Below are 24,817 nucleotides of genomic sequence, written 5' to 3' on the forward strand. Positions count from 1 at the left end.
AAGACGGAGTTTAGAATTGAGAACGCATTATTGTACAGAAGTAACGGAAAAAAACATTGGTGATACAGTTACTGTTGCAGGTTGGGTAAACAGTAGAAGAGATCATGGTGGAATTATATTTATTGATTTAAGAGATAAAGGTGGACTTGTTCAGCTAGTTTGTGATCCACAAGATAGCAAAGAGTCTTTAGAAAAAGCAGAAACAGTAAGAGATGAGTTTGTTCTTATAGCAACTGGTAAAGTAAGAGCAAGAGGTGAGGGATTAGAAAACCCAAATTTAACTACTGGAAAAATTGAGATTGTTGTTAGTGATTTAACTATTGAAAACAGATCAAAACCAATGCCTTTTGAATTAGGTGATGAAAAAGTAAATGAAGAAATTAGACTAAGAAATAGATTCTTAGAGTTAAGAACACCAAAAGCTTATGATATTTTCAAACTAAGAAGTAAAGCTACTATTCAAGTTAGAAATACATTAGATGAGTTAGGTTTTTTAGATGTTGAAACTCCAATTTTAACAAAATCAACACCTGAGGGTGCAAGGGATTATTTAGTACCAAGTAGAGTTCATCCAGGTGAGTTTTATGCACTTCCTCAATCTCCTCAACTATTTAAACAGTTATTAATGGTTTCTGGATTTGACAAATATTTTCAAATTGCAAAATGTTTTAGAGATGAAGATTTAAGAGCTGATAGACAACCTGAATTTACACAAATAGATATTGAGATGTCTTTTTGTAATCAAGAAGATATTATAAAAGTAGCTGAAAGATTAATATCTGATGTATTTAAAGCTTGTGGTAAAAATAATATCCCTACAACATTTACAAGAATGACTTATAAAGATGCTATGGAAAACTATGGTTCTGATAAACCTGATATGAGATTTGATATGCCTATGGTAGATGTTATTGATATTTTTGCTAACTCTACAAATGAAATTTTTTCTTCAATTGCAAAAGATAAGAAAAACAATAGAATCAAAGCTTTAAGATGTCCAAATGGAGATAATATTTTCTCAAAAAGACAAATGAAAGGTTTTGAAGATTATGTAAGAAAATTTGGAGCTAAAGGTTTAGGTTATTTCCAAATGAAAGAGGATGGATTAAAAGGTCCTTTAACTAAATTCTTTAGTGAAGAAGATTTAGAACAAATTGTAAAAACAACTGAACTTGAAGTTGGGGATGTTGTATTCTTTGGAGCAGGTGATAAAAAAACTGTATGGGATTATATGGGAAGATTTAGACTTTATCTTGCAGAACAAATGGATATTATCCCAGCTGATGCTTATGAGTTCTTATGGGTTGTTGATTTTCCAATGTTCGAAGTTGAAGATGGAAGAACAAAAGCATTACATCATCCATTTACTATGCCAAATTTAGAAAAATGTGACTTAGATAATATTGAAGATTTAGAAGATATTGAATCAGTTGCATATGATTTAGTTTTAAATGGAACTGAACTTGGTGGTGGTTCAATAAGAATTCACAAAGAAGAGATTCAATCAAAAGTATTTGAACTTATGGGAATTTCACAAGAAGAAGCACAAGAGAAATTTGGTTTCTTATTAAATGCCTTACAATATGGTGCACCAAGCCATGGAGGAATTGCCTTTGGTCTTGATAGATTAGTAATGCTTCTTGCTGGAACTGATTCTATTAGAGATGTTATTGCATTCCCTAAAACTCAAAGAGCTCAATGTTTATTAACTGATGCACCAAGTGCTGTTGATAATGAGCAATTAAAAGAGTTAAGTCTAAGAATTAGACAAGCTCAAGCTTAATTTTTAAAGTATAGATATGAAAAAAATAATAGTACTATTTTTTCTATCTATATCTATCTTGGCTGCTAAGCCAAGAGTTTCTGTATCAATACTACCTTTAGAGTATATAGTTGAAAAAATCACACTTAATAAGTTTTATCATATGTCACTATTTGATGAAAATTATATAAATGAATTTCCCTCAAAAAAGAAGATAAGAAAGTTGTCTTATTCACCTATTTTTTTATCTATGAATTTACCAAGAGAAAAAAAGTATATAAAAGATTTGCAAGAAATAAGTAATATAAAAGTAGTTGATATTACAAAAGGAATTGATAAACTTGACAATAATCCATATATATGGATGGATCCAATAATTTTTAGGCAAATAGTTTTAAATGTTTATGAGCAGATATTAAAACTTGATAGGGAACATAAAAGTTTTTATGAAAATAATCTAAATAAACTTTTGAAAAATATTGATGAGATTTTTTTAGTTGTTAGAAAACAGTTAAACAATGCAAAAAGTTATAATTTTTATGCATTTGATAAATATTGGGATTATTATGCAAAAAGGTATAGACTTAATTTAATAAAAAAAGAAAAACATAAGTTGAGTGCTAAAGAGATTTATGAAACTATAGTTTTTGCAAGAGAAAACAGTATAAATAAAACATTAGTAGATGAACATGATTCAAAAAAAATCATATCATTTTTTGCACAAAATTCAGAAACACATATTATTAAAAATAATATTTTTAAAAAGAATTGGCAAAGCAATATCTTCATACTTACTCAAAAACTATCTGAAGAAAATAATAAATAAATTAAATTTTTTATACAATTGTATACATACTATACACTATAAACAATACAAAAATTTTCAAAAAATTATATAATAATATATCTAATCAATCTACAAGGGGAAGATTATGTCAGGATTGATAAATTATAAAGGTATAAATGTAAAAAAAGAGTTATACCCTATAATAAAGCATATTGAAGATGTGGATAAATATAGAGAAGAATTAGGCAGACTTAGCTCTTCTTGGGATATTTTTGCATTACTTGGGCAACTTGGTGATATAAATATTGATATTGGTAAAACAAAAGAGAACTTTTTAAATTTAACTTCAATTTTATTAAACCATTTAAGTGAACAAACACTAAAAAAAGTAACACAAGAGATGAAGTTTAAATCACAAGTTGCTATTGATGTTGTTATTAGAAACCTTTTTGAAAGAACTGCAGATATTGGATTTTTGGCAACGGATGATGATATTAGAGCTTTTATAAAAAATTATGTTTCTGATTATAATAATGAAAGTTTTGAACTTAAACATGAGATTCAAAAAAGATTTAAAGAGTATGTTGCAAAGTACTCTGTATATTTTGATATTGTTTTAGTAAATACAAAGGGTAAGATTTTAGTAAGACTTAATGAAGATGAGAAATTAGAAAAAGTAGATTTTGAGTTTGTCAATGAAGTTTTAAATAGTACCCAAGAGTATGTAGAAACTTTTAAACATCATGACTTTTTATCTCATCATGAAAAAACATTGGTTTACTCTTATAAAGTTACAAAAACAAATGATCCAAGCTCTGAAAATCTTGGAGTATTATGTTTATGTTTTAAGTTCCAAGATGAAATGAAAGGTATATTTAATAATCTTATTGACCCAAAAAATAAAGAATCAATAACAATTTTAGATGAACAAGGAGTTGTAATTGCTTCTAGTGATAATGTACATATACCACTAAATTCAAAACTGCCAATTATATTAAATGAGCAATATAAAATTATATCATTTGCAGGAAGAGATTATATAGCTAAAACTTGTAAAACAAATGGATATCAAGGCTTTAAAGGGCTTAATTGGTATGGGCATATAATGATACCTGTTGAATATGCTTTTTTAAGTAATCATTTAGAAACTTTAAAAGTTGAAGATAATGTTATTAATGCAATGATGGGAAATGAACAACACTTTTCAAAAGAGTTGCAAGAGGTTTTTAATAAAAGTAAAACAATTCAAGATAATCTAAATAGAGTAATATGGAATGGGAATATTTCTCAAAGTAAAACTAACTCATCAAATAGAGAGTTTTCAAAATCACTTTTAAATGAGATTGGAATTACAGGGGTAAAAGCAAACTCTTCTTTAAGTAATTTAAATCAAACTATTATTAGCTCAATTTTAAAAGATAGTGAATTTTTATCATCATTAGCAATTGATATTATGGATAGAAATCTTTATGAAAGAGCAAATGATTGTAGATGGTGGGCTTTAACTTCTTATTTTAGAAAAGCTTTAGATGATATGAATTCAATTTCATATAAACAAAATGAAATAAACTCAATTTTAAAGTATATAAATGATTTATATACTGTATACACAAATCTTTTAATTTTTGATAAAGATGGGAAGATTATTGCAGTTTCAAATAAAGATGAAGAGTATTTAATAGGAAAAGTTTTAACTCAAGAGTGGGTAAATAAAACATTAAATTTAGAAGATACTTCAAAATATTGTGTATCAAAATTTGAAAAATCAAATTTATATAATAATGAATCAACATATATTTATTGTAGTGCAATTCGTTCTTTAGTTGATGAGCAGAAAATAAATGGTGGAATTGCAATTGTTTTTGATTCTAGTTTTCAGTTTAATGCAATGCTTGATGAAACCTTGCCACGAAATAACAAGGGTGAAAAAATAGATGGTGTTTTTGCACTATTTACAAATAAAGATAAAAATATAATATCTTCAACAAATGAAGAGTTTAAAGTAGATAGTTTTTTAGATTTAGATGATAAATTTTTCAACTTAGATAATGGTGAAAAATTAAGTGAAATAGTTGAATATGAAAGCAAGTATTATGCAGTTGGAGTTAGATGTTCTTCTGGATATAGAGAGTATAAAAGTAATATTGATGATTATGAAAATGATGTATTATGTTTTGTTTTTATTTATATAGGAGAGATTAATAATGCAAATAAGATTAGATATAAAGTAAAAGATAAATTTGCTTTATCTTCAAAAAAGAGTTTAACAAAAAATAGTGTTGACTTGGCAACTTTTTATTTAGGAAATAAGTTTTTAGCAGTTGAAGCTAAAAATGTTATATCTTCAATTGGTATAGATAAACTTGAAGAGTCAATAGATATGGATAAAAACAATCATTTTAAAGGTATGGTTTTATATAAAGAAAATTTAATATCTGTACTTGATATTAGAAAGTTTATAAATGAAGATATTACAAATGATGGACTTGAAAATATTATATTACTTCAATATGATGAAGATAATATTGAACATTGTGTTGGAATATTAGTATCTTCTTTAGAAAATATCAGTGTTGTTGAAAAAAGCTCTATTCAACATATACAAAGCCACTTTTTAGGCTCTGGTACATTAATACAAAGTCTTGTAGATATTGAAGAAGAAGGTAGTTCAAAAGTGGCTATGATTCTTGATATTGAAAAAATTGATGATAATTTAACACAAGAGTTAAGCTAATTTGAAATTTATAGAATAAGTTAAATGATATTTAGGCACAATACAAAAAAATATTAAGGCCAAATATAAATGAATAAAAATGAATTTTTACCAACTACAAAAGAAGAGATGAAAAAGCGAGGCTGGGAAGAACTTGATGTTGTTTTAATCTCTGGCGATGCTTATATAGATTCACCTTTTATGGGAATTGCGGTTGTTGGAAGAATACTTGAAAGTATTGGGCTAAGGGTTGGTGTAATAGGGCAACCTGATATAAATAGTGATGTTGATGTAAAAAGATTGGGTGAACCAAAACTATTTTGGGGTGTTAGTGGTGGAAGTATTGATTCTATGGTATCAAACTATACTGCAACTAAAAAGTTTAGAAATAGTGATGATTATACTCCTGGTGGAAAAAATAATAAAAGACCTGATAGAGCAACACTTGTTTATACAAATTTAATTAGAAGATATTTTAAAAATACAGTACCAATTGTTTTAGGTGGTATAGAAGCAAGTCTTAGAAGATTAAGCCATTATGACTATTGGTCAAATAAGCTTAGAAAACCGATTTTATTTGATACAAAAGCTGATTATATGATTTATGGAATGGGTGAACAAGCTATTATCGATCTTGGTAATACCCTAAGAGATGGTGGTGATCCTAAAAATATAAGAGGAGTTTGCTATATCTCAAAAGAACCTGTCTTAGAATATATACAAATACCAAGTCATGAAGAGTGTTTAAGTAATAAAGAAAAATATATTGATTTATTTAAAGTATTTTATGACAATAATGATCCTGTGTACTCAAAAGGGCTTTGTCAAAAAGTAGATTCAAGATATCTAATCCAAAATCCTCCAAGTGATTATTTAGAAGAAAAAGAGATGGATAAAATCGCATCTTTTCCTTATCAAAGAGATGTTCACCCATATCACAAAAAAGATGGAAAAGTTAAATGTCTAGAAACAATTAAATTTTCAATTATGACTCATCATGGATGTTGGGGTGAGTGTAATTTTTGTGCAATTGCAGTTCATCAAGGACGAACTATTAGAACACGAAGTGAACAGAATATTATTCAAGAAGCAAAAGATTTCACAAAAATGAAAGATTTTAAAGGAATAATTTCAGATGTTGGAGGTCCTACTGCAAATATGTACGGATATGAGTGCAAGAAAAAACTTAAAAAAGGTACATGTGTAGATAACTATAGGTGTGTTGATGATAAAAGACTTTGTAAAGCTATGAAAGTTGACCACAGTAGAAACATCCAACTACTAAAAGATATAAGAGAAGTACCTGGTGTTAAAAAAGCCTTTGTAGCTTCAGGAGTAAGATATGATTTAATTACTGCTGATAAAAAACATGGATACGATTATTTAAAGCAGATGGTAAATCATCATATCTCTGGACAAATGAAAGTTGCGCCTGAACATACAGATGATGAGGTTTTATATCATATGGGAAAACCTGGAAAACAAACACTAATTGACTTTAAAAAGATGTATGATAAGCTAAATAAAGAATCAGGCAAAAAACAGTTTTTAACTTACTATTTAATTGCAGCTCATCCAGGTTGTAAAGAGAAGCATATGCATGAACTTAAACAGTTTACAACACATGAGTTAAAGATGAATCCAGAGCAAGCACAGGTCTTTACTCCAACTCCTGGAACATACTCAGCTGTGATGTATTATACAGAAATGGATCCATTTACAAAAAAGAAGATTTTTGTAGAAAAAGACATAAGAAGAAAAGAGAAACAAAAAAGTATTGTAATTGATAAAAAATATCAGCAAAGAAGAAAAAGTAATGGAGCTAGTTTACAAAGCTAGTAGTGCTTAAGTGTTAATGTAAATTGTGAACCTTTATTTGTATTTTCAACATTTATTTTTCCATTAAGTTTAGGTATTAAAAACTCTTTTACAAGATAAAGCTCTAAGCTAGTAGAAGAGGATACTGAGTGATTTTCAAATTGGAGTAACTATTTAGCTCATAGTTACTCCATAGTTTTTAAAGGTTTATGAAAGTGAAGCTATCATATCTGATGTTACATCTTTAACATCTTTTGTTCCATCAAGTTCAATCATAACACCCATATCAGTATAAAACTTAATTAATGGTGCAGTTTGTGCATGGTATGATTCAAGTCTACTTTTTACAGTTTCAGCGTTATCATCTTTTCTAATAATTAATTCACCTTCACAATAGTCACATACATTTTCAGTTTTTGAAGGGTTAAATTCTATGTGAAATGATGCTCCACATTTAGAACAAACTCTTCTTCCTGTGATTCTTCCTACGATTAATTCATCTGGTACATTTAATGAAATTACTTTATCTAAAGATATCTCCATATTTGACATTAACTCTTTTAAAGCTTCTGCTTGAGCTAGTGTTCTTGGAAAACCGTCAAGAATAAAACCATCTTTACAGTCAGGTTCAGCAAGTCTATCTTTAATAATACCAATAATAGTTGAATCAGGAACTAGTTTTCCTTCATCCATAAATTTTTTAGCTTCCATTCCCATATCTGTTTTATCAGCAATTGCAGCTCTTAAAATGTCACCTGTAGAGATTTGAGGAATACCATACTTTTCAATTAAAAATTTTGCTTGAGTTCCCTTTCCAGCTCCTGGTGCACCAAATAGCATTAAATTCATTACTTTTTCCTTCGTTTTTGTGTATTGTATATAAAAAGCTTTTAATATCACATAAATAATTTAAATAGTTTTCGATACAATTGTTTTTATTAAACACAATAAGGCGATAAATGAAAAAACTATTTTTAATAATTGGAGCTCCAGGAAGTGGAAAAACTACGGACGCAGAGCTTATTGCTAGTAAACATGAAAATATTACTCACTATTCAACTGGAGACATGTTAAGAGCGGAGATTGCAAGTGGAAGTTCAAGAGGAGAAGAGATTGATTCTTTTGTATCAAAGGGATTAATTGTACCTATTGACATCGTAATTGAGACAATTGTTACTGCTATAAAAAACACTTCAACAAATATTGTTGTAATTGATGGATATCCAAGATCAATAGAGCAAATGAAAGAGCTAGATAAATATTTAAAAAATGAAAAAGAAGTTGAACTTGTAAATGTTATTGAAGTGGAAGTTTCACAAGATACAGCATTTAAAAGAGTTTTAGGAAGAGCTGCTGATGCAGTAGTTGTAAGAGATGATGATAATGAAGAAGTATTTTTAAATAGAATGAAACTTTATACTGAACCATTAGAAGAGATTAAATCATTTTATACACAAAAAGATATTTTAAAAGTAATTTCTGGTGAAGGTACTATTGATCAGATTGTTAATGAGATGGATAACTTTATTCAATCAAGAGTTTAACAATGATTAAAAAACCTAATTTTTATTCAGTAATTATTGGTACAGAACTTTTAAATGGTCGTCGTAAAGATGCCCATTTTGCTTTTTTAAATAAAGAACTTTTAAAAAGAGGATGGAGACATAAAGCCTCTTTTGTAATTGAAGATGATCCTAAACTAATGGAAAATGTATATAATCTTATAAAAGCAGATGAAAACTCTGTGATGTTTAGTTTTGGTGGAATTGGTTCTACTCCTGATGATTTGACAAGAGAAGTTGCAGCAAAAGTTTTTAGAGATGGTGAAATGTATTTTCATGAAGAAGCAAAAGCTTTAATAGAAAAACAGTTTAAAGAAGAAGCCTATCCACATAGAATAAATATGTCATATCTTCCAAAAGATTCAAAACTTCTTGATAATATTGTAAATAATGTACCAGGTTTTTATTTGGATGATAGATTCTTTTTTACACCTGGATTTCCATCTATGAGTCAAGCTATGATTTTACAAGCATTAGATACTTATTATTCTAAAAATAGTGTTGTAAAATATAGACTATCTTTAACTGCTGCTTGTGGTGAGAGTGATTTAATTGATATAATGAAACAAGTAAATAGTGATGAAGTTGAATTATCTTCACTACCAAGGTTTATTGATAATCATAAAAGAGCTACGGTAATATCACTTAATTCTATAAGTAAAAAAGCTGTAGAAAAATATTATGATTTATTTGTACAGCATCTAAAAACAAACAAAATAGATTGTTTTTTAGAAGATATTGCTAAAAGAGATTAATTTTATTCTGGTTCTGTGTAAAAATTAAATTTGAAACCTTTATCTTCTGGATATCTTCTTAAATTATAATCTTCATATACTTTTATGCATAAAGGATGATTTTTTTTCATTCCCTCTTTTGCAAAAGTATGAGCTCTTCCAAAATTTGGAAATACTCCTTGTCCACTAGCATACATCAAAGCAAGATTACAATGTGCTTCTGTAAAACCAGCTTTTGAAGCCTTTTCAAAATATTTTACTGCTAGTTTATAATCTTTATCTACCCCAGTGCCACTAACTAAAATTTTGCCCATCATATTGTAAGCTGGAACATAATTTGCATTGCTTAATTCTAAAAAAAGATTATAGGCTTTTTTCTCATCATAATAAGCTAAACTCTTATTTAAATAAAGTTTTCCAAGATAATAACCTGCTTTTTTGTCTCCTAATGTAGCACCTTTTGTTAAAAGAACAAATGTATTACTTATATTTCTTTGAATCTCTTCACCTTTTGCATAAATCATTGCAAGTCTAAAAATAGCTTTTGTGTTATTGTCTTGTGCAAGGTCTTTATAATGACCTAATGCTTTTAACACGCCATCTTTTTCTTCAATACTTTTAGCTTGTTCAAAAGTAATTGCACTTGAAAATGTAATAAATGCAATAAATACAAAAAAATATTTTATCATCATATTATCTCTTTTTTTATAGTGGGATTTAAAGTTGTGGTAATTTCATATGTAATTGTATCATGAATTCTTGCTAATTGTCTAACATCATCAAAAATACAAACTTCTTCATCTTGACTATTTATACTTAAATTATCCATTGATACTCTACCTAAAATTTCATATCCTTTTGGAGTGATATATTTATCTTTTTCATTAAGCCTTAAAAAGCCATCTCCATATCCAACATCATAAGTTGATACTATCATATCTTTTTTCGCAAAATAACTTCCTCCATATCCAATTCTTTGACCTTTTTTTATCTCTCTTGTAGATATTTTTTGACCCCAAAATGACATCACAGGTTTTAATTTAGGATTATTAAAAATTGTATCAGTTTCTAAATACCCATAAGTTGCTATTCCAACTCTTGCAAAATCTTCATTAAAATCTTTTATTCTAAATAGTGCTGATGAGTTAGCTGAATGAAACTTTGGAACTGGTATTGAAAGTTTTTCACATATGTTTTTCACTTCTTGTTTTATTTGCTCAAAATTTGCTCTTTGCCAATAAAAATCTGTTGATAATTCATCGGCACATCTATAGTGTGTGAATAAACCTGTGAACTTTAAGTTTTGTTCACAAATCCCATAAATAGCCTCTTTAAGCTGGCTTTTATTTATGCCATTTCGATGCATTCCTGAATCAATTTTTAAATGAACCTTCGTATTTATGGGCAATTTTTTAATTTGTTCTAAAGAGTTAACTGCTATGTGAAAAGTATGTGAATAAGTATCGATTTTGGTATCAGCTAAGATTAAGATATCCTCGAAAAAGTTATTAATCTTTAGTGCATCTTCACAGGTTCTTACTACTGCTTTTTTTATTCCATATTCACTGACAAGTTTTGCAATTTCTAATAAACCATGCCCATATGCATTGTCTTTTAACACAATTGCGACTTTTTCTATTCCTTTTGCTTGTTTTGAAATTAGATTTAGATTATGAAATAGATTTTCTTTGTTTAAAATTATTTTTGCCAATTTGTAGCCTTTAGTTATCTAATGTTTTAAAATAGTCAATTAATAAAGAAGCATCTTTTTTGTTTAATACTACTTGAAGCTCATTAAAAGATGCATTTTTTATTTTTTCAAACTCTCCAAAATATAAAAGAAGTTTTTTGACTTTAGCTTCACCTATTCCTTTTATTTGAAGTAAAGATATTTTACTATCATCTTTTCTTTTTTGTTTTTTATGAAAAGAGATTGCAAATCTATGTGCTTCATCTCTTAATCTTTGAATAAATTGTAATCTTTTATCACTTGGAAGTAAATCAACTCTTTTAATACTATTATTTTCTTCAAAATAGATTATATCTTTTGCACTTCCTTTTGCTCTATGTGCTTTAAAATCAAGTTTTTCTTTTGCTATTGCAATTATATCAAGATTTACTCCTACTGAGTTTCTTATATCAATTGCAAGTTTTAATAAAGTTTCTCCTCCATCAATAACCCAAACATCAGGTGCTGGATTTTTTTCAAAACTTTGTACTCTTCTTATTAATGTTTCTTTCATTTGTGCATATTCATCTTTTGCTTCAAGATTATAGTGTCTATAATCTGCTTTTATAAACTTCTCTTCCCAAGTAATCATTGCACCAACTGTTGCTTGTCCCATCATATGTGAATTATCAAAGCATTCAAATCTATTTGGTGTATATGAAAGGTTTAATAACTCTTGTAGTTGTTTATAAATAGTAGTTGCATTACTATTTTGAAGTCTTAAAAGCTCATTGCAATTATTTATTGCAATTTTTATAATTTGTGTTTTCTTTCCTCTTTTTGGATGAATAATTGGAATATTTTTTTCAAATCTATCTTTTATAAACTCTTGTAGCTCTTCAATTTCTTGTGTTATCTCATCAGCTACAACTATCTCTTTTGGTAGTAGAGGAATTTCATTGTCATAGTAGTTAATTATTGCTCTTTTATATGCTTCATTTAAGTCTATGTCAAGCTCTTTTTGATTTATTTTTAAATAATCATGGTTACTTGAAGCTAACTTGCCATCTCTAAAAAACATTCTTACTATTACGGCTTTTTCTTTTGATGCTTTTATTGCAAATAAATCTAGATTATCATTACTTGCTAAATCCATTCCTGTGTGGATTTGAGATTTTTCAATAGTTTTTATTCTATCTCTAATTTTCATGGCTTCTTCAAATCTAAACTCTTCGGAGTATTGAAGCATTCTTTCATTTAATTTCTTAATTAACTTATTTTTATTGTAAATATACTCTAAGGCTTCATCAACTATTTTACTATACTCTTCTTTTGAAATTTTTCCAACACAAGGAGCATAACATTTTTTTATCTGATGAAAAAGACAAGCTTCTTTTCCTTTTATACAAGATTTTTTTTGTACTAAAGGAATTATTTCATAAATACTATCAAGCATATCTCTAGCACCAGTAGAATATGGACCAAAGTATTTGATATTTTTATCTTTTAAAACTCTTCTTGTTATCTCTAATCTTGGAAAATCCTCTTTATAATCAATAACAATATAAGGATATGTTTTATCATCTCTTAATAAAATATTGTATTTTGGTTTAAGTTGTTTAATAAGTGAATTTTCAAGTATAAGTGCATCATGTTCATTTGGTACAATAATCCACTCTAAAGATTTTACTTCTGTTATCATTTTGTAAATTCTAGGACTTAATTTATCAGCTGGTGCTAAATTAGGAGTAAATTTAAAATATGATTTAACTCTATTTTTTAGTACCTTTGCTTTTCCTATATAAAGTAAGTGTCCATCTTTATTAAAGTACTGATAAACACCAGCACTATTTGGTAATTCTTTAAGTTTCTCTTCTAAGTTCATAAATGAATTTTATCCAAAAGTTTATACGCTTTTGTTTTAATGATAATTTATATAATAAGGTCTTACCATTATTTTTTGATTTCCAACTGGTTCAAAGCCTAAAATTTGTTTTGGAGTCATAATAGGTTTTATATCATTTTTATAAAATATCTTAAATCCTCCAATTGCTTTATCTATTTGAGTAGTTGCAGCATACAAACCATTATATATTTTAATTTTTACTTGTGCACTTCCATGACCATCTATATTGTATATTAGTTTTATATTATTATAGTTTTTTACTTGTTCTTTTTGTCTTAACATTCTTTTGTGAAACATATGAACTATTAGTTTTTTTTCTTGATTTATATTATTTTTTTCTAAATATGTACTTATTAACTCTTGTGCTTCATTTAGTTGATTTGCAAATATATGTCCTATATATCTTCCTGGTGGATATCTTCTATGTTTTGGAATTTTAAATTCTGGATCAATTGCTAGATGAACATTTTCATATTTTAAATATTTTAATACAGGTTTTATTGCTTCATATGGAGTGTAAGTACCAAGTTGCAAATCAATAATTACTAAAAAGTTCTCTTTTTGCGCTCTTTTTATATATTTTAAAACTGTTTTTTCACTCATTCCTAAAAGATAATCATTTCTTCTTCCTGGATCTTTTGTTGCAAGTGAGTGTATTAAATGAAAAGCAAGTTTTACATCTAGTTTATTTTCTAATTCAGTATTAAAATATTTTTGTTTTTCTCTCATTTTTTTGATTAGTTCATCAAGGTTAGTCTCACCAAGTATTCCAAGTGTTGGAGAGTTTGGTCGTCCATAATAGCCAATTAGTACTTCTTCTTTTTTTAAAACAGTATTAGCTTGATTTGTATTAGTTATATTTGCAAATATTTCTTGTGAAAATAGGATAAAAAGTAAACTAGTAATTATCAAAATTTTTTTCATTTATTCTTTCTTTTAAATTGTGTTTATATTTTGTGAAAGTATAATATAAAATCTTAAAAATTCAATTTAAGTAAAAGTAATAGCTGTAAAAAAATAGCTATAAATTTGCATTAAACCATAATTTGCATATATAAAAGTATATTTTTTTATATGTTTCTAGCTTTTGTAAATCTTTTTTTCTTACTTTATTAAAGTAGGTATTTAATAAAACTCTTGTTTTTGTTTTATTTAATTTAAATTCAATACAAATAGTAGCCAAATCAAAGAAAATATCATTTATTCCAGCATATTCCCAATCAATTATAAAAATATCTTTTTTTGAAAAGATAATATTTTTGCAATTTAAGTCATGATGGCATAAAGCATAATTATTTTTATATTTTTTACTCTTTTTTAACTCTTTTTTTAGTTTAGACAATAGTTTTAAACTGTTTTTGTCTTTTAAGACTTTTTCATAATATTTAAGATCTTTAAAAAAGTTATATTTTTTTGATATGAGATTTATTTTATGGATTTTTTTTACTTTTTTTATCAAAACTCTTAATTGAGTATTATTAAGTTTATCCTTGTGTTCACCTTTTATATATTTTGAAATTAGTAGACTATTTTTTTCATCAAAATAGTAAGGTTTTGCACTAATATTTTTATTGTAGGCTTTTTTTTGTGCTTGATATTCAAACTCTCTATTTATATTAACACTTTTATTTGAGTGGAAAACTCTTAGTACATAAGCTTTTTTTTCTGTTTTTACAAGGTAGTTTGTATTGCAAAGACCTTGATTTTTAAGTAGATCTATACTTAGAACTTTTTTATTTTTAAAAAAATCGTGGGTTTTTAAAAAATCTATATTAATTTGTTTTTTCATATTCACTTTTCCAATTAATAAATGCAACAATTGCAAGTATTGTATAAATTGCAAATAAAATAGCTGTTAAGTAAAACTGTTTATTTATATAAATATAAATAGATACTGTATCAATTACTATCCAGTAAATCCAGTTTTCTATTATTTTTCTTGTAAGTAAATAAGTGCTATATATTGCAAAAACAGTTGTAAAAGTATCAAGGTATGCAAAATCTGCACTTGTGTAATTTTGCATATAAAATCCAAGAATCAAAGAAAGAATTGATAATAAGATTACTATTTTTATATTTGTTTTAGTACCAAATGAAGATATTTTTAACTCTTTACTCTCTTTTATATTTGAATATTTCCAAGAGTACCAACCATATATAGCCATAAGCAAATAATATGCATTTAAAAATGAATCCATTAAAAGTGAAGCATCAAAGAAAATAATTGTATAAATTAAAGTACTAAAAAATGCTGCTACGAAGCACCAAACATTTTGTTTTATTGCTAAAAGAAGATATAAAATAGATAAAAACATAGCTATAGCTTCTAAAGAAGTTGTTGTTTTTGTTGTTTGAATTAGTGCATCAAAAAAAGTTTCTATGTTTTATCCTTTATAAAATTGAAAATATATCTAAACCTAGATAAAATTACACAATATGTAAGTATCATCTAATTAATGATAGTGTACATTACGAATTAAAAAAAACTATAGGAATACAATGAGTTTAGTAAAACAGACAGTTTACATTGCAAAGCAAAAAAAAGAGAATGATTTAAAAAAACTACTTTTTACTCACCTTCTAAATGTAAATAAAGTGCAAGGATGCAAAAATTATGAAGTTTATGAAGCAGATGATGATGAAACAGAGTTATTAGTTTTTGAAGAGTGGGATGATCAAGAGTACTATAATACATATACTCAAACTCAAGATTATAAAAACTTTAGTGAACAAAAAAAGAGTTTAATAAAAAGAGAAGAAGTTCTTCCAAATTTTTAAAGGTTAGATTTTGATAGAAAAAAAAGATATTGTAGAAGAGATACGCCAAGATTTAAGTAATAATAAAAAGTTAGATGAAATTTTAAAAGATTTAGAGTATGACGCAAACTTAGCAAGATGGGCACATAGATTTTCTACAAATGAGTTTGAAAAAAATATAAATTTATCAAGAAAACTTTTTCATTATGTATTATCAAGTGCAAAAGATTATAGAGATTATGTAGATTTTGCATTTTATATTAGCAAAAAAGATGGATTAGAAGATAATAATTTAGCAAAAGAGGCTTATAAATTAGCAGTTACAAAAATCACACTACTTAGAGATTTGCGTACTGTTGCAGATATTTTAGCAAAAGAAAAAGACTCTTTTTACGATAAAGATATGGCAAAAAGTATTTATAGTGAAGCTATTGAAAAAGCTACAATTGTTTATGAGTATTTAACTATTGCTGAATCTTTAAGTGATAAAGAGTTACTAAATGATAAAAAATGGGCAAAAGAAGTTTATGAAGAGGCTATAAAGATTTCATCAACTGCTGATGAAATAGAAACAATTGCTCAATCAATAGCAAATGAAGATACTTTAGATGATGACAAATGGGCAAATGAAGTATTTGCTTTAAGTTCAAAATATAAAGATAACTAATTAAAAGGATTTGTTTTTTCAATGATTATATCATTGTGATTAACAAATCTATCACACTTATTTCCTTCTAAAGAAATACAAATTTCTTGCCATTTTTTAGAATGTCCACCATTTTGTCTTGAAAAATCACCTAACAGAAACATTACTGCATGAGCATATTCATGTGGCAAAACAGAATCAATCATATAATTGACATTTTCTTTAAATCTATTTTTATTTAAATATATAACTATTTTTTCATCAAAGCTATATTTTGTTTTGCCAAAAAGATTACTTTTCATATCTTTTGATATTAAAATAGGTACATTATAGTTTATATTATATTTTTCTAAAGCAAGACTTTTTAAATATTTTCTTTTTTCTTCAATTTTTAAGATGGTATCTTTGGCTAAAGGTTTTGTGTCAAATTGATAATCTTTATACCAAAGATATATTAGAAAAATAGTACTAATAGTAGTTAGGAATAAAAAAATATTAAATACTTTTTTTATTCCCATTGTTTAACCTATATGTTGAAAAAGTACATCTTTATAGTGGTTTAACTCTTGCATCAAACTATCATCACTGTTATTAATATCTGGATGATATTTTCTTGCTAACTCTTTGTATCTTTTTTTTACTTCTTCTTTTGTTGGAGTATGGCTAAATCCAAAAAACTCTTTTGCTTTTTCCACTTCCCCAAGTCCTGGTCTTTGTGCAAATTGTTGATTGAAGTTATTAAAATCAAAGTCTCTAAAATCAAAATTTTGATTTGCACCTTGTCTAAAGTCACCTTGTGTATAAGTAAATTTAAATTCATTTGACATTTTTTTCAATTTTTTATAAATGAAAAAATACCCAAGTAAAAATATAGTTATGATAATTATTAAAAAAGTTCCAAAATTAGTAAAAATAAGATATAAAATAAATAATAAGATACTAACTCTTATTAGCCGATTGAAGATATATATAATTGTATTATTGTACATTTGTATTAAAAATTCCTTTGTTATTAAAAGTTTAATATTATAATATAAACATGTAAAATCTTTATAATAAAATATCAATTATACAAAAAGAATCGAATAAGTAAATAAAAGTAAAACTATTTTAATTGCTTTTTTAATATTTGTTTTATAAAAGTGTCCTGTTTTGTTTCATAACTACTCAAATAAAATAATACAATTACTAATTTTTTCTTCATTTATTTTTATCATACAATTATCACATTTCTTTTTTATTATTTTAGTGAGTTCAAAGGAGAGTTATATGGACATTAGTACACAAGCACTATATGCTGCATTACCAATTTTTATTGCAGCTATATTATTAGTTGGTCTTAGGCTACCAGCAAAAAAAGCAATGCCTATAGTTTATATTGCTACAGCTTTAGTAGCTTTATTTGTTTGGGAAGTGACATTTAATAGAGTGTTAGCTTCAACAATTCAAGGTTTACTTATTACTATTGCAGTTTTATGGATTATTTTTGGTGCAATTTTACTTTTAAATACATTAAAACATTCAGGAGCAATTGGTGTAATTAGACAAGGTTTTAATAATATCAGTCCTGATAGAAGAGTACAGGTAATTATTATTGCATGGTTATTTGGTTCATTTATTGAAGGTGCTTCAGGTTTTGGTACACCAGCAGCAATAGCAGCACCATTGTTAGTAGCAATTGGTTTTCCAGCAATGGCAGCTGTAATGGTTGGGATGATGATTCAAAGTACGCCTGTATCATTTGGTGCAGTTGGAACACCTATTTTAATTGGAGTTAATAAAGGATTAGATAGTGCAAGTATTAGTGCTACACTTGATTCATTAGGTTCAAACTGGGATACATATTTAAGACTTATTACATCAGAAGTTGCTATTGTTCATGCAATTACAGGAACTCTTATTCCTTTATTTATGGTAATAATGCTAACAAGATTTTTTGGTAAAAATAGATCTTGGACAGAGGGTTTGAGTATTGTTCCATTTGCTATTTTTGCAGGTGTTTCATTTACAATTCCATATGCTTTAACAGGTATTTTCTTAGGTGCTGAGTTCCCATCTTTAATTGGAGCATTAGTTGGACTTCCTATTGTTACATTTGCAGCAAGAAAAGGTTTTTTAATTCCAAAAAAATCTTGGGATTTTGCTCCAAAAGAAGAGTGGCCTGTTCATTGGGTAAGTAAATTAGAGTTAAAACTTGATGCAATGACAGTTAAAGTTCCTATGTCCTTAACAAAAGCTTGGTTACCATATATTTTAGTTGCTGTAATTTTAGTTATTACAAGAGTTAGTGATGAAGCTAAAGCTTTTGTAAATTCAATTGTTATACCTTTTAAAGATATTTTAGGTGAGGGCTTAGGCTATACTATTTCTCCTTTATATCTTCCTGGTGGAATATTAGTATTTGTTGTTTTATTAACATATTTTCTTCATAGAATGGAGTTTAAAGAGTTAAAAGAAGCAGTTTCTGAATCTTCTAAAGTTATGTTAGGTGCTGGATTTGTTTTAATATTTACAATTCCACTTGTAAGAATTCTTATTAACTCAGGAATTAATGAATCAGGATTTGATTCTATGCCTGTTGCTATGGCAAATTTTGTTGCAACTTCTGTGGGAGATATATATCCTTTATTTGCACCAATGATAGGAGCTTTAGGAGCATTTATTGCAGGTAGTAATACAGTATCAAATATGATGTTAAGTCAGTTTCAATTTGGTGTTGCTGATGCTTTAGGTATTTCAACAGCTTTCATGATTGCTCTTCAAGCAGTTGGTGCAGCAGCTGGTAATATGATAGCTATTCACAATGTAGTTGCAGCTTCTGCTACTGTTGGATTACTAGATCAAGAGGGTGAAACTTTAAGACGAACAATTATTCCTACGCTTTATTATTGTTTAATTGCTGGTATATTAGGGCTTATTGGAATGTATGTATTAGGACTTACAGACCCACTTATGAAATAAAAGAGGAAAAATCCTCTTTTATTAAAAAATTATTTTTCACTAATTGACACAAATTTTTTTTTGAAGTATACTTAAGTTAAATAGTTTTAGGATATATCAAATGACAAAAACAATTAGTGTTTCAATGCGAACTAAAGTATTGATAATTTCTATATTTGTAGTTTTTTTTCTCGCAGTTGCTTCACTTATAGCTACAATCGTTACAGTAAATACAATCAATAAATCTAATATAGATGAATATAAACATGATATTTATAAAAAAACAGAAATAGAACTTCAAAATTATGTACAAGTAACTATTCAAACAATTGATTCATTTTATAAAAGAACACTTCCTTCTAAAATAAAGCAAGAAGTGAAAAATCACTTGACTCAAAGAATGGATTTTCTTTTTTCTATATTAGAAGAAAATTATAAAATATATAAAAATAGTATGTCTAAAGAAGAGTTGAAACATCACTTAATCAAAATAATTAAGTCTGCAAAATATGGTAACAGTGGATATTTTTGGGTAAATGATTTTGATGCAGTAATGATTATGCATCCAATCTTAGAAGAGTTAAATAATAAAAATCTAATGAATCAAAAAGATGAGAATGGAAAAGAACTATTTAAATCTTTTGTTACTGTTTCAAAAAAACAAGGCTCGGGCTTTGTTGATTATTTGTGGCCAAAGCCTGGTTTGAAAAAAGCAGAAGAAAAAATATCATATGTGAAAGTTTTTGAACCTTTTAATTGGATAATTGGAACAGGAGATTATGTACAAGAGGTTACAAAAAAAATAAAAAAAGATGCAATAAAAACAATATCTGAAATAAGATATGGTAACAATGGATATTTTTGGATAAATAATAGTAAATCAAAAATGATAAGCCATCCAATTTTTAAAGAGTTAAATGGTAAAAATCTCTCAAATTTTCAAGATGAAAATAAACAATATATTTTCAATGAGTTTGTAACTATTGCAAATGAAAAGAAAGAGGGTGGTGTTGTTCTTTACTTATGGCCAAAACCAGGTGAGCAAAAAGCAAAACCAAAATTTTCATATGTTCAAAAATTTGAACCTTGGGATTGGATAATTGGAACAGGTGCATATGTTGATGAGATTGAATTAAAAATCAAAAATATGGAAGAAAAATCAGAGAAGAGTTTACAAACAATTACAATTATAAGTGCAATTATATTTGTTATAGTTTTAGTAATTTTATCATTAATAACTTTAACTTTATCTACTAAAAGAGATGCTAAAAATTATGAGGAAGAGTATTTATAATTTTGTTATAAAATTGAAAAAATATTGTATAATTCCAAAAATTAAAGTATAAATGCGTTATAGTGATAAATAGTATAGAAAAGATTTAACAATGGGGAGTTTATGGATAAAGAAGAGTTTGACAAAGCTGTTGATTTATTTGGGATATTAACCAAAATCTCAAAAAAAGAGTTAAAGCAAAAGTATTTGAAACTTTCAAAAAAATATCATCCTGATACTTCAACAGGTTCACAAGAGAAATTTCAAGAACTTAAAGAAGCTTATGAGCTTTTATTAAAGTATATTGATAATTATAAATTTAGTTTTGAAGAAGAAGAGTTTAAGCAGCAATATCCTGCTTTTACCAATTATAAAAATTGGAATATTTAGACTTAGGAGTTTAAAATGTATGATGAAAAACAGATAAAAGATATTGTTCTTAGCACATTAGTTGCTGATTCTTTATGTTTAGTAACACATTGGGTTTATGATGAAAAACAATTAAAAAGTTTAAATATTGATTGGAGTAAATTAAATGCACCATATTCAATATGGCACAAAGGTAAGAGTGCAGGTGAGTTTACTCATTATGGAGATCAAACTTATTGGTTATATGAGTATTTAAAAGATAAAGAAAAATTTGATATAAAAGAGTATGCTTTATATTGGTTAGAAAAAATAGAATCATATAATGGTTATATAGATTCAGCTACAAGAAATAGTATTGAGCCTTTAAGTAAAGGTTTATTAAATGGTTCTGAATCTAGTGATTTATCAATTGTTGGAAGAGTATCACCATTATTAATGCTTAGTAAAACTAAAAAAGAGTTTTTGGATAATGTACAAAGTTTTGTTTGTCTTACACATAATAGTTCTGAATGTAAAAATGCAAGTATGTTTTTTGCAAAATTACTATTAAAAGTATTAGATAAACAAGATATTGAAAGTTCAATATTAGAGTTAAAAGCTCAATCAAGTGAAGATATTAAAATTTATATTGATAAAGCAATAAAATCAAAAGATAAAGATACTTTTGATGTCATAAGAGAGTTTGGTCCAGCTTGTGCCACAAGTGAAGGCTTTGCATGTGTATTACATTTACTTTTAAAATATAAAGATTTAAAAGAGTTATTAATACAAAATGCAAAAGCTGGTGGTGATTCAAGTGCTAGAGGAATGCTTGCAGTTATGATTTTTACTGCAAAATATGGATTGCAAAATATCCCACAATCATGGTTGAAAATAAAGGTTATAATATAAGATGAAAAGAATTTCAAATTTTTATAAAGATAAACTTTATATTGAAATAGTTGTAGCAACAATTCTTTTTATTATTGCTATTGCTATGGATAGATTAATGGATTTTATTATTTATATGCTTTATTTTATTATTTTTCTTGAAATAGTAAGAACAGTTATTAATTTTATTAGAGAACAAAAAGTTGTATTAAGTATTCTTGTTGATGCTTTTATCATCTTAACATTAAGAGAGCTTATTTTAAATGTTGTAAAAGTAAATAAAGAAGATTTAACATCTTTTGATGCATTGTTTTCTAGTCCTGTTAATTTTAATATAATGATTTTATCAGGAGTTATAGTATTTTTATTTTTTATAAGATATTTATCTATTAAAACTGCTCCTCAAACTCTTTTACCAGAAAGTAATGAAAAAAAGGTCTAAAATTAGACCTTTTTTTATTTAATCATAATCTTTTTTCTAAACAATAAATTTTTAAAAACAAATTTTTCTTTAATACTTCCTTTTAACTACCATAAAATAGGACTTATTTGTTTTTTTATATTTTATAATTTAAAAAAATTTAAAAATTTTTTATATTTTTATGAAAAAACTAGTAGAAAATACAGTTTTTTATAGTATAATCTTCTTACTAATATTTTTAATGTTCCTAATACAGACTATATGTATATTCCCAAATATAAATAAGGTATGTAAAAGGCTCGTTAATTATATAACAATAAAAGGAAAAGAAAAAATGCAAATTTACGTTGGGAATATGTCTTATCAGACTACAGAAGAGAGTTTAAGAGCTTTATTTGCTCAGTATGGAGAAGTTAGTTCTGTAAAGATTATTACTGATAGAGAAACTGGAAGAGCTAAAGGTTTTGGATTTATCGGTATGGAAGACAATAGTGCTGGACAAAGTGCTATTGAAGAATTAAATGGAACAGAATTTGAAGGAAGAACTCTTAAAATTAATGAGGCTAAACCAAGAGAAGAAAGACCAAAAAGAAACTTTAATAGTAGATTTTAGTCTAAACTATTATTTTAAAGCTTACAGTCTTTAAAGTATAAAGGGAATGAAGTTAATCTTCATTCCCTTTTTTTATAGTTCTAATTCAAGTGCAATTGGACAATGGTCACTTCCCATATATTCATCTAAAATATAAGCATTTTTGATATTATTTTTTAAGTCTTCACTTACATAAAAATAATCAATTCTCCAGCCAACATTATTTGCTCTAGCATTTGCTCTATAACTCCACCAGCTATATTTATCTTTAATATCGCCATTTATATATCTAAATGTATCAATATATCCATGATTTAAAAACTTTGTAATCCAATCTCTTTCCATTGGTAAAAAACCAGATTTTTTTTCATTTGCTTTAGGTCTTGCAATATCAATTTCTGTATGAGCTGTATTTACATCACCACAAATTATTAATGAAAAATTTTCTTTTTTTAAATTTTCACAATGTTCTAAAAATCTATCATAAAATTGCATTTTATACTCAAGTCTATCATCATTACTTTGACCATTTGGAAAATATACATTAAAAAATGCAATTTTTTTACCATCAAAATTAAAGTGTGCTTCGTTTATTCTACCCTCTTTTAAAATATCAACATTAAGTGTATTATCACTAAATATAGGTTCAATATCACTATAAAGGGCAGTTCCTGAACGACCTTTAATACTGCAAGGGTTAATATGTGTAAAGTTAAAATCTTTATCAAAAATTGTTTTTGGAATTTGATTCTCTTCTGCTTTAATTTCTTGAAGACCTAATACATGAATATTATCATTGTCAATCCACTTTAAAGCTTCTTTTTTGTCTACTGCTCTAATTCCATTTACATTCCATGAAATAAACTTATATGTTTGCATATTTTGTTAATCCTTTTTCTCTTTTTGTTTACTTTGTTTTTCTTCTTTATTTTTTGTTTCTTTTTTCTGTTCTTTTAAGTTGTCAAATGAGTTATGAAAAGATGATTTAGTAAAATCTTTTTTTTCTTTTCCTATTAAAGAATCACCTTTTCCACCATGCATATCTATTTTGCCATAATTATTAGCAAAACCAATAGTTATCAAACTAAGGGTTAAAAGTATCAATTTTTTCATTTTTTCTTTTCCTTAAATTTTTAAATATTCCAAAGATTGTAATAGCAATCCAAAATACCTCAATTATAAAAGAACCAAGATTAAAATGAACACATAGTGAAATAAGTAATAATATAGCACCAACTAAATTTAATAATTGATATTGAATTGAGTGTATATCATATTTGTTTAATTGCAAAAATAAATAACCAGTTACAACAAATGCCATTCCTACAAAGCCTATCCATTGGAAAATATCCATTCTCTACCTTTTTTAAATTTATATAAAATAATATTATTAATACAAAAAAATCTATTTTAAATAAAAAAACTTTTCTATAATACAAAATATTTTTATTTAGGATTTTTTTGAAACTTATAATTTTACTCTTTTTTGCTTTATTAAATTTAAATGCAGATTCTTCTTTCAATAAAATAAATATGAACGCAAATTTTTATATTTATCAAGGTGAAAAGAAATCTCAGAATTTAAATTTTGTCTATGATTTTTATATTTATCACAATATTAAAGATGAGTTTACATCTAAATCATATTGTTTTTTAGCTTCAAAAAAAAACATGAAATTAAATTTTGACAATAAATCAAAATACAAAATATGCTTAAATAATAAAAATAAGATTTTTGTGTATATACTAAATAAATCAAATAGATACACAAAAAGTAAAGATTTTGATGCTAGTATTAATAATATATCTCTAAATATTAAAGGAAATAAGTATACTTGTAAAAAAAATGCAAATACTTATGCTTTACTTCATACAAACATAAATAAATGTTTAAAAGATATAAATAATAAATCTTAGATTTTATGATTTCTTAAGAATAAACCATATAGAATTTAATTTCTTAAATTAAGTGAATTCCAAGGCTTGGAACGACAATTA

Annotated in this window: 27 protein-coding genes; 15 read left to right on the top strand and 12 right to left on the bottom strand. The window is 26.3% G+C overall.

From position 1 onward, the window contains the following. Nucleotides 1-16: 16 nt before the first annotated feature. From aspS to ACAN_RS05045, 4 genes are all read left to right on the top strand, one after another. Nucleotides 17-1,783, top strand: a complete 1,767-nt coding sequence (gene aspS, locus ACAN_RS05030) for an aspartate--tRNA ligase (RefSeq protein ID WP_099334045.1) — start codon at nt 17-19, stop codon at nt 1,781-1,783. A gap of 16 nt (nt 1,784-1,799) precedes the next feature. Beyond that, nucleotides 1,800-2,588: a metal ABC transporter solute-binding protein, Zn/Mn family gene (locus ACAN_RS05035; RefSeq protein WP_099334046.1), complete on the top strand. Its 789-nt coding sequence runs from the start codon at nt 1,800-1,802 to the stop codon at nt 2,586-2,588. 106 nt (nt 2,589-2,694) lie between these two features. After that, nucleotides 2,695-5,283: a chemotaxis protein CheW gene (locus tag ACAN_RS05040; protein WP_228150622.1), complete on the top strand. Its 2,589-nt coding sequence runs from the start codon at nt 2,695-2,697 to the stop codon at nt 5,281-5,283. Nucleotides 5,284-5,352: 69 nt separating this feature from the next. Beyond that, on the top strand, nt 5,353-7,101 hold the full coding sequence (locus tag ACAN_RS05045) for a YgiQ family radical SAM protein (protein ID WP_099334048.1): 1,749 nt from the start codon (nt 5,353-5,355) through the stop codon (nt 7,099-7,101). Between the two features lie 186 nt (nt 7,102-7,287). Here the strand turns inward: ACAN_RS05045 and ACAN_RS05050 are convergent, their stop codons facing one another. After that, the gene (locus ACAN_RS05050) at nt 7,288-7,929 is read right to left on the bottom strand and encodes an adenylate kinase (RefSeq protein ID WP_099334049.1); all 642 of its coding nucleotides are present in this window, start codon (nt 7,927-7,929) and stop codon (nt 7,288-7,290) included. 110 nt (nt 7,930-8,039) lie between these two features. On the opposite strand from ACAN_RS05050, the gene ACAN_RS05055 reads away from it, so the two are divergent. Further along, on the top strand, nt 8,040-8,624 hold the full coding sequence (locus ACAN_RS05055) for an adenylate kinase (RefSeq protein ID WP_099334050.1): 585 nt from the start codon (nt 8,040-8,042) through the stop codon (nt 8,622-8,624). Nucleotides 8,625-8,626: 2 nt separating this feature from the next. Continuing rightward, nucleotides 8,627-9,397, top strand: a complete 771-nt coding sequence (locus ACAN_RS05060; protein WP_099334051.1) for a competence/damage-inducible protein A — start codon at nt 8,627-8,629, stop codon at nt 9,395-9,397. 2 nt (nt 9,398-9,399) lie between these two features. On the opposite strand, the gene ACAN_RS05065 is transcribed toward ACAN_RS05060, so the two are convergent. The 6 genes from ACAN_RS05065 to pnuC all read right to left on the bottom strand — a co-directional run bounded on the left by ACAN_RS05065 (nt 9,400) and on the right by pnuC (nt 15,332). Next, entirely contained in the window at nt 9,400-10,068 is a 669-nt protein-coding gene (locus ACAN_RS05065; RefSeq protein ID WP_099334052.1) for a tetratricopeptide repeat protein, read from the bottom strand. Continuing rightward, complete coding sequence (locus tag ACAN_RS05070; protein ID WP_099334053.1) at nt 10,065-11,087, bottom strand: alanine racemase; 1,023 nt, start codon at nt 11,085-11,087, stop codon at nt 10,065-10,067. The genes ACAN_RS05065 and ACAN_RS05070 overlap by 4 nt, the downstream gene beginning before the upstream one ends. Before the next feature lie 10 nt (nt 11,088-11,097). Next, nucleotides 11,098-12,930 carry an excinuclease ABC subunit UvrC gene (gene uvrC / locus ACAN_RS05075; RefSeq protein WP_099334054.1) on the bottom strand — a complete coding sequence of 611 codons (1,833 nt, stop codon included), beginning with the start codon at nt 12,928-12,930 and terminating at the stop codon, nt 11,098-11,100. 36 nt (nt 12,931-12,966) lie between these two features. Continuing rightward, nucleotides 12,967-13,875: a hypothetical protein gene (locus ACAN_RS05080; RefSeq protein ID WP_099334055.1), complete on the bottom strand. Its 909-nt coding sequence runs from the start codon at nt 13,873-13,875 to the stop codon at nt 12,967-12,969. Between the two features lie 97 nt (nt 13,876-13,972). Next, nucleotides 13,973-14,740: a choline/ethanolamine kinase family protein gene (locus ACAN_RS05085; protein WP_170233020.1), complete on the bottom strand. Its 768-nt coding sequence runs from the start codon at nt 14,738-14,740 to the stop codon at nt 13,973-13,975. Next, the gene (gene pnuC, locus ACAN_RS05090; RefSeq protein ID WP_322863337.1) at nt 14,724-15,332 is read right to left on the bottom strand and encodes a nicotinamide riboside transporter PnuC; all 609 of its coding nucleotides are present in this window, start codon (nt 15,330-15,332) and stop codon (nt 14,724-14,726) included. The genes ACAN_RS05085 and pnuC overlap by 17 nt, the downstream gene beginning before the upstream one ends. A gap of 118 nt (nt 15,333-15,450) precedes the next feature. On the opposite strand from pnuC, the gene ACAN_RS05095 reads away from it, so the two are divergent. Next, nucleotides 15,451-15,729, top strand: coding sequence for a putative quinol monooxygenase (locus ACAN_RS05095; protein ID WP_079577027.1), 279 nt, complete (start codon nt 15,451-15,453; stop codon nt 15,727-15,729). Between the two features lie 10 nt (nt 15,730-15,739). After that, nucleotides 15,740-16,375: a hypothetical protein gene (locus tag ACAN_RS05100; protein WP_099334057.1), complete on the top strand. Its 636-nt coding sequence runs from the start codon at nt 15,740-15,742 to the stop codon at nt 16,373-16,375. Here the strand turns inward: ACAN_RS05100 and ACAN_RS05105 are convergent. Continuing rightward, entirely contained in the window at nt 16,372-16,872 is a 501-nt protein-coding gene (locus ACAN_RS05105; protein WP_099334058.1) for a SprT-like domain-containing protein, read from the bottom strand. The genes ACAN_RS05100 and ACAN_RS05105 overlap by 4 nt on opposite strands. A 3-nt stretch (nt 16,873-16,875) precedes the next feature. Then, nucleotides 16,876-17,181, bottom strand: coding sequence for a J domain-containing protein (locus ACAN_RS05110; protein ID WP_228145268.1), 306 nt, complete (start codon nt 17,179-17,181; stop codon nt 16,876-16,878). Nucleotides 17,182-17,623: 442 nt separating this feature from the next. On the opposite strand from ACAN_RS05110, the gene ACAN_RS05115 reads away from it, so the two are divergent. The 6 genes from ACAN_RS05115 (at nt 17,624) to ACAN_RS05140 (ending at nt 22,840) form a co-directional block, all read left to right on the top strand. Next, a complete protein-coding gene (locus tag ACAN_RS05115; protein ID WP_099334059.1) occupies nt 17,624-19,315 on the top strand; it encodes an L-lactate permease in 1,692 nt (563 codons plus the stop codon). A gap of 100 nt (nt 19,316-19,415) precedes the next feature. Next, nucleotides 19,416-20,588: a cache domain-containing protein gene (locus ACAN_RS05120; RefSeq protein WP_099334060.1), complete on the top strand. Its 1,173-nt coding sequence runs from the start codon at nt 19,416-19,418 to the stop codon at nt 20,586-20,588. Nucleotides 20,589-20,690: 102 nt separating this feature from the next. Then, entirely contained in the window at nt 20,691-20,957 is a 267-nt protein-coding gene (locus tag ACAN_RS05125; protein ID WP_079577021.1) for a DnaJ domain-containing protein, read from the top strand. Between the two features lie 15 nt (nt 20,958-20,972). Beyond that, the gene (locus ACAN_RS05130; RefSeq protein ID WP_099334061.1) at nt 20,973-21,827 is read left to right on the top strand and encodes an ADP-ribosylglycohydrolase family protein; all 855 of its coding nucleotides are present in this window, start codon (nt 20,973-20,975) and stop codon (nt 21,825-21,827) included. Nucleotide 21,828: 1 nt separating this feature from the next. Next, nucleotides 21,829-22,248 (top strand): phosphate-starvation-inducible PsiE family protein, encoded by a 420-nt coding sequence (locus ACAN_RS05135; protein ID WP_079577019.1) that lies wholly within the window; start codon nt 21,829-21,831, stop codon nt 22,246-22,248. Between the two features lie 313 nt (nt 22,249-22,561). After that, nucleotides 22,562-22,840, top strand: coding sequence for an RNA recognition motif domain-containing protein (locus ACAN_RS05140; RefSeq protein WP_079577018.1), 279 nt, complete (start codon nt 22,562-22,564; stop codon nt 22,838-22,840). Between the two features lie 72 nt (nt 22,841-22,912). Here ACAN_RS05140 and ACAN_RS05145 read toward each other — a convergent pair whose 3' ends face one another. Genes ACAN_RS05145 through ACAN_RS05155 form a run of 3 tightly spaced genes read right to left on the bottom strand, consistent with a single transcriptional unit; the run spans nt 22,913 to nt 24,173 of the window. After that, a complete protein-coding gene (locus ACAN_RS05145; protein ID WP_099334062.1) occupies nt 22,913-23,698 on the bottom strand; it encodes an exodeoxyribonuclease III in 786 nt (261 codons plus the stop codon). A gap of 6 nt (nt 23,699-23,704) precedes the next feature. After that, nucleotides 23,705-23,932, bottom strand: coding sequence for a hypothetical protein (locus tag ACAN_RS05150; protein ID WP_099334063.1), 228 nt, complete (start codon nt 23,930-23,932; stop codon nt 23,705-23,707). Beyond that, complete coding sequence (locus ACAN_RS05155) at nt 23,904-24,173, bottom strand: CBU_0592 family membrane protein (RefSeq protein WP_079577015.1); 270 nt, start codon at nt 24,171-24,173, stop codon at nt 23,904-23,906. The genes ACAN_RS05150 and ACAN_RS05155 overlap by 29 nt, the downstream gene beginning before the upstream one ends. Before the next feature lie 107 nt (nt 24,174-24,280). Between ACAN_RS05155 and ACAN_RS05160 the strand changes: the two genes are divergently transcribed. Further along, a complete protein-coding gene (locus ACAN_RS05160; RefSeq protein WP_099334064.1) occupies nt 24,281-24,736 on the top strand; it encodes a hypothetical protein in 456 nt (151 codons plus the stop codon). Nucleotides 24,737-24,817: the final 81 nt, after the last annotated feature.

Source organism: Malaciobacter canalis (genome assembly GCF_008000835.1).
Taxonomy (GTDB): Bacteria; Campylobacterota; Campylobacteria; order Campylobacterales; family Arcobacteraceae; genus Malaciobacter; species Malaciobacter canalis.

Bases quoted from the DNA above. Each gene is read 5' to 3' on its own strand.
- ACAN_RS05080 (WP_099334055.1), bottom strand. From the start codon at position 13,875: ATGAAAAAAATTTTGATAATTACTAGTTTACTTTTTATCCTATTTTCA.
- ACAN_RS05130 (WP_099334061.1), top strand. From the start codon at position 20,973: ATGTATGATGAAAAACAGATAAAAGATATTGTTCTTAGCACATTAGTT.
- ACAN_RS05125 (WP_079577021.1), top strand. From the start codon at position 20,691: ATGGATAAAGAAGAGTTTGACAAAGCTGTTGATTTATTTGGGATATTA.
- ACAN_RS05110 (WP_228145268.1), bottom strand. From the start codon at position 17,181: ATGTCAAATGAATTTAAATTTACTTATACACAAGGTGACTTTAGACAA.
- ACAN_RS05035 (WP_099334046.1), top strand. From the start codon at position 1,800: ATGAAAAAAATAATAGTACTATTTTTTCTATCTATATCTATCTTGGCT.
- ACAN_RS05145 (WP_099334062.1), bottom strand. From the start codon at position 23,698: ATGCAAACATATAAGTTTATTTCATGGAATGTAAATGGAATTAGAGCA.
- ACAN_RS05095 (WP_079577027.1), top strand. From the start codon at position 15,451: ATGAGTTTAGTAAAACAGACAGTTTACATTGCAAAGCAAAAAAAAGAG.
- ACAN_RS05055 (WP_099334050.1), top strand. From the start codon at position 8,040: ATGAAAAAACTATTTTTAATAATTGGAGCTCCAGGAAGTGGAAAAACT.
- ACAN_RS05065 (WP_099334052.1), bottom strand. From the start codon at position 10,068: ATGATGATAAAATATTTTTTTGTATTTATTGCATTTATTACATTTTCA.
- ACAN_RS05150 (WP_099334063.1), bottom strand. From the start codon at position 23,932: ATGAAAAAATTGATACTTTTAACCCTTAGTTTGATAACTATTGGTTTT.
- ACAN_RS05140 (WP_079577018.1), top strand. From the start codon at position 22,562: ATGCAAATTTACGTTGGGAATATGTCTTATCAGACTACAGAAGAGAGT.
- ACAN_RS05045 (WP_099334048.1), top strand. From the start codon at position 5,353: ATGAATAAAAATGAATTTTTACCAACTACAAAAGAAGAGATGAAAAAG.
- ACAN_RS05040 (WP_228150622.1), top strand. From the start codon at position 2,695: ATGTCAGGATTGATAAATTATAAAGGTATAAATGTAAAAAAAGAGTTA.
- ACAN_RS05060 (WP_099334051.1), top strand. From the start codon at position 8,627: ATGATTAAAAAACCTAATTTTTATTCAGTAATTATTGGTACAGAACTT.
- uvrC (WP_099334054.1), bottom strand. From the start codon at position 12,930: ATGAACTTAGAAGAGAAACTTAAAGAATTACCAAATAGTGCTGGTGTT.
- ACAN_RS05155 (WP_079577015.1), bottom strand. From the start codon at position 24,173: ATGGATATTTTCCAATGGATAGGCTTTGTAGGAATGGCATTTGTTGTA.
- ACAN_RS05115 (WP_099334059.1), top strand. From the start codon at position 17,624: ATGGACATTAGTACACAAGCACTATATGCTGCATTACCAATTTTTATT.
- ACAN_RS05050 (WP_099334049.1), bottom strand. From the start codon at position 7,929: ATGAATTTAATGCTATTTGGTGCACCAGGAGCTGGAAAGGGAACTCAA.
- ACAN_RS05105 (WP_099334058.1), bottom strand. From the start codon at position 16,872: ATGGGAATAAAAAAAGTATTTAATATTTTTTTATTCCTAACTACTATT.
- ACAN_RS05085 (WP_170233020.1), bottom strand. From the start codon at position 14,740: ATGAAAAAACAAATTAATATAGATTTTTTAAAAACCCACGATTTTTTT.
- ACAN_RS05135 (WP_079577019.1), top strand. From the start codon at position 21,829: ATGAAAAGAATTTCAAATTTTTATAAAGATAAACTTTATATTGAAATA.
- ACAN_RS05120 (WP_099334060.1), top strand. From the start codon at position 19,416: ATGACAAAAACAATTAGTGTTTCAATGCGAACTAAAGTATTGATAATT.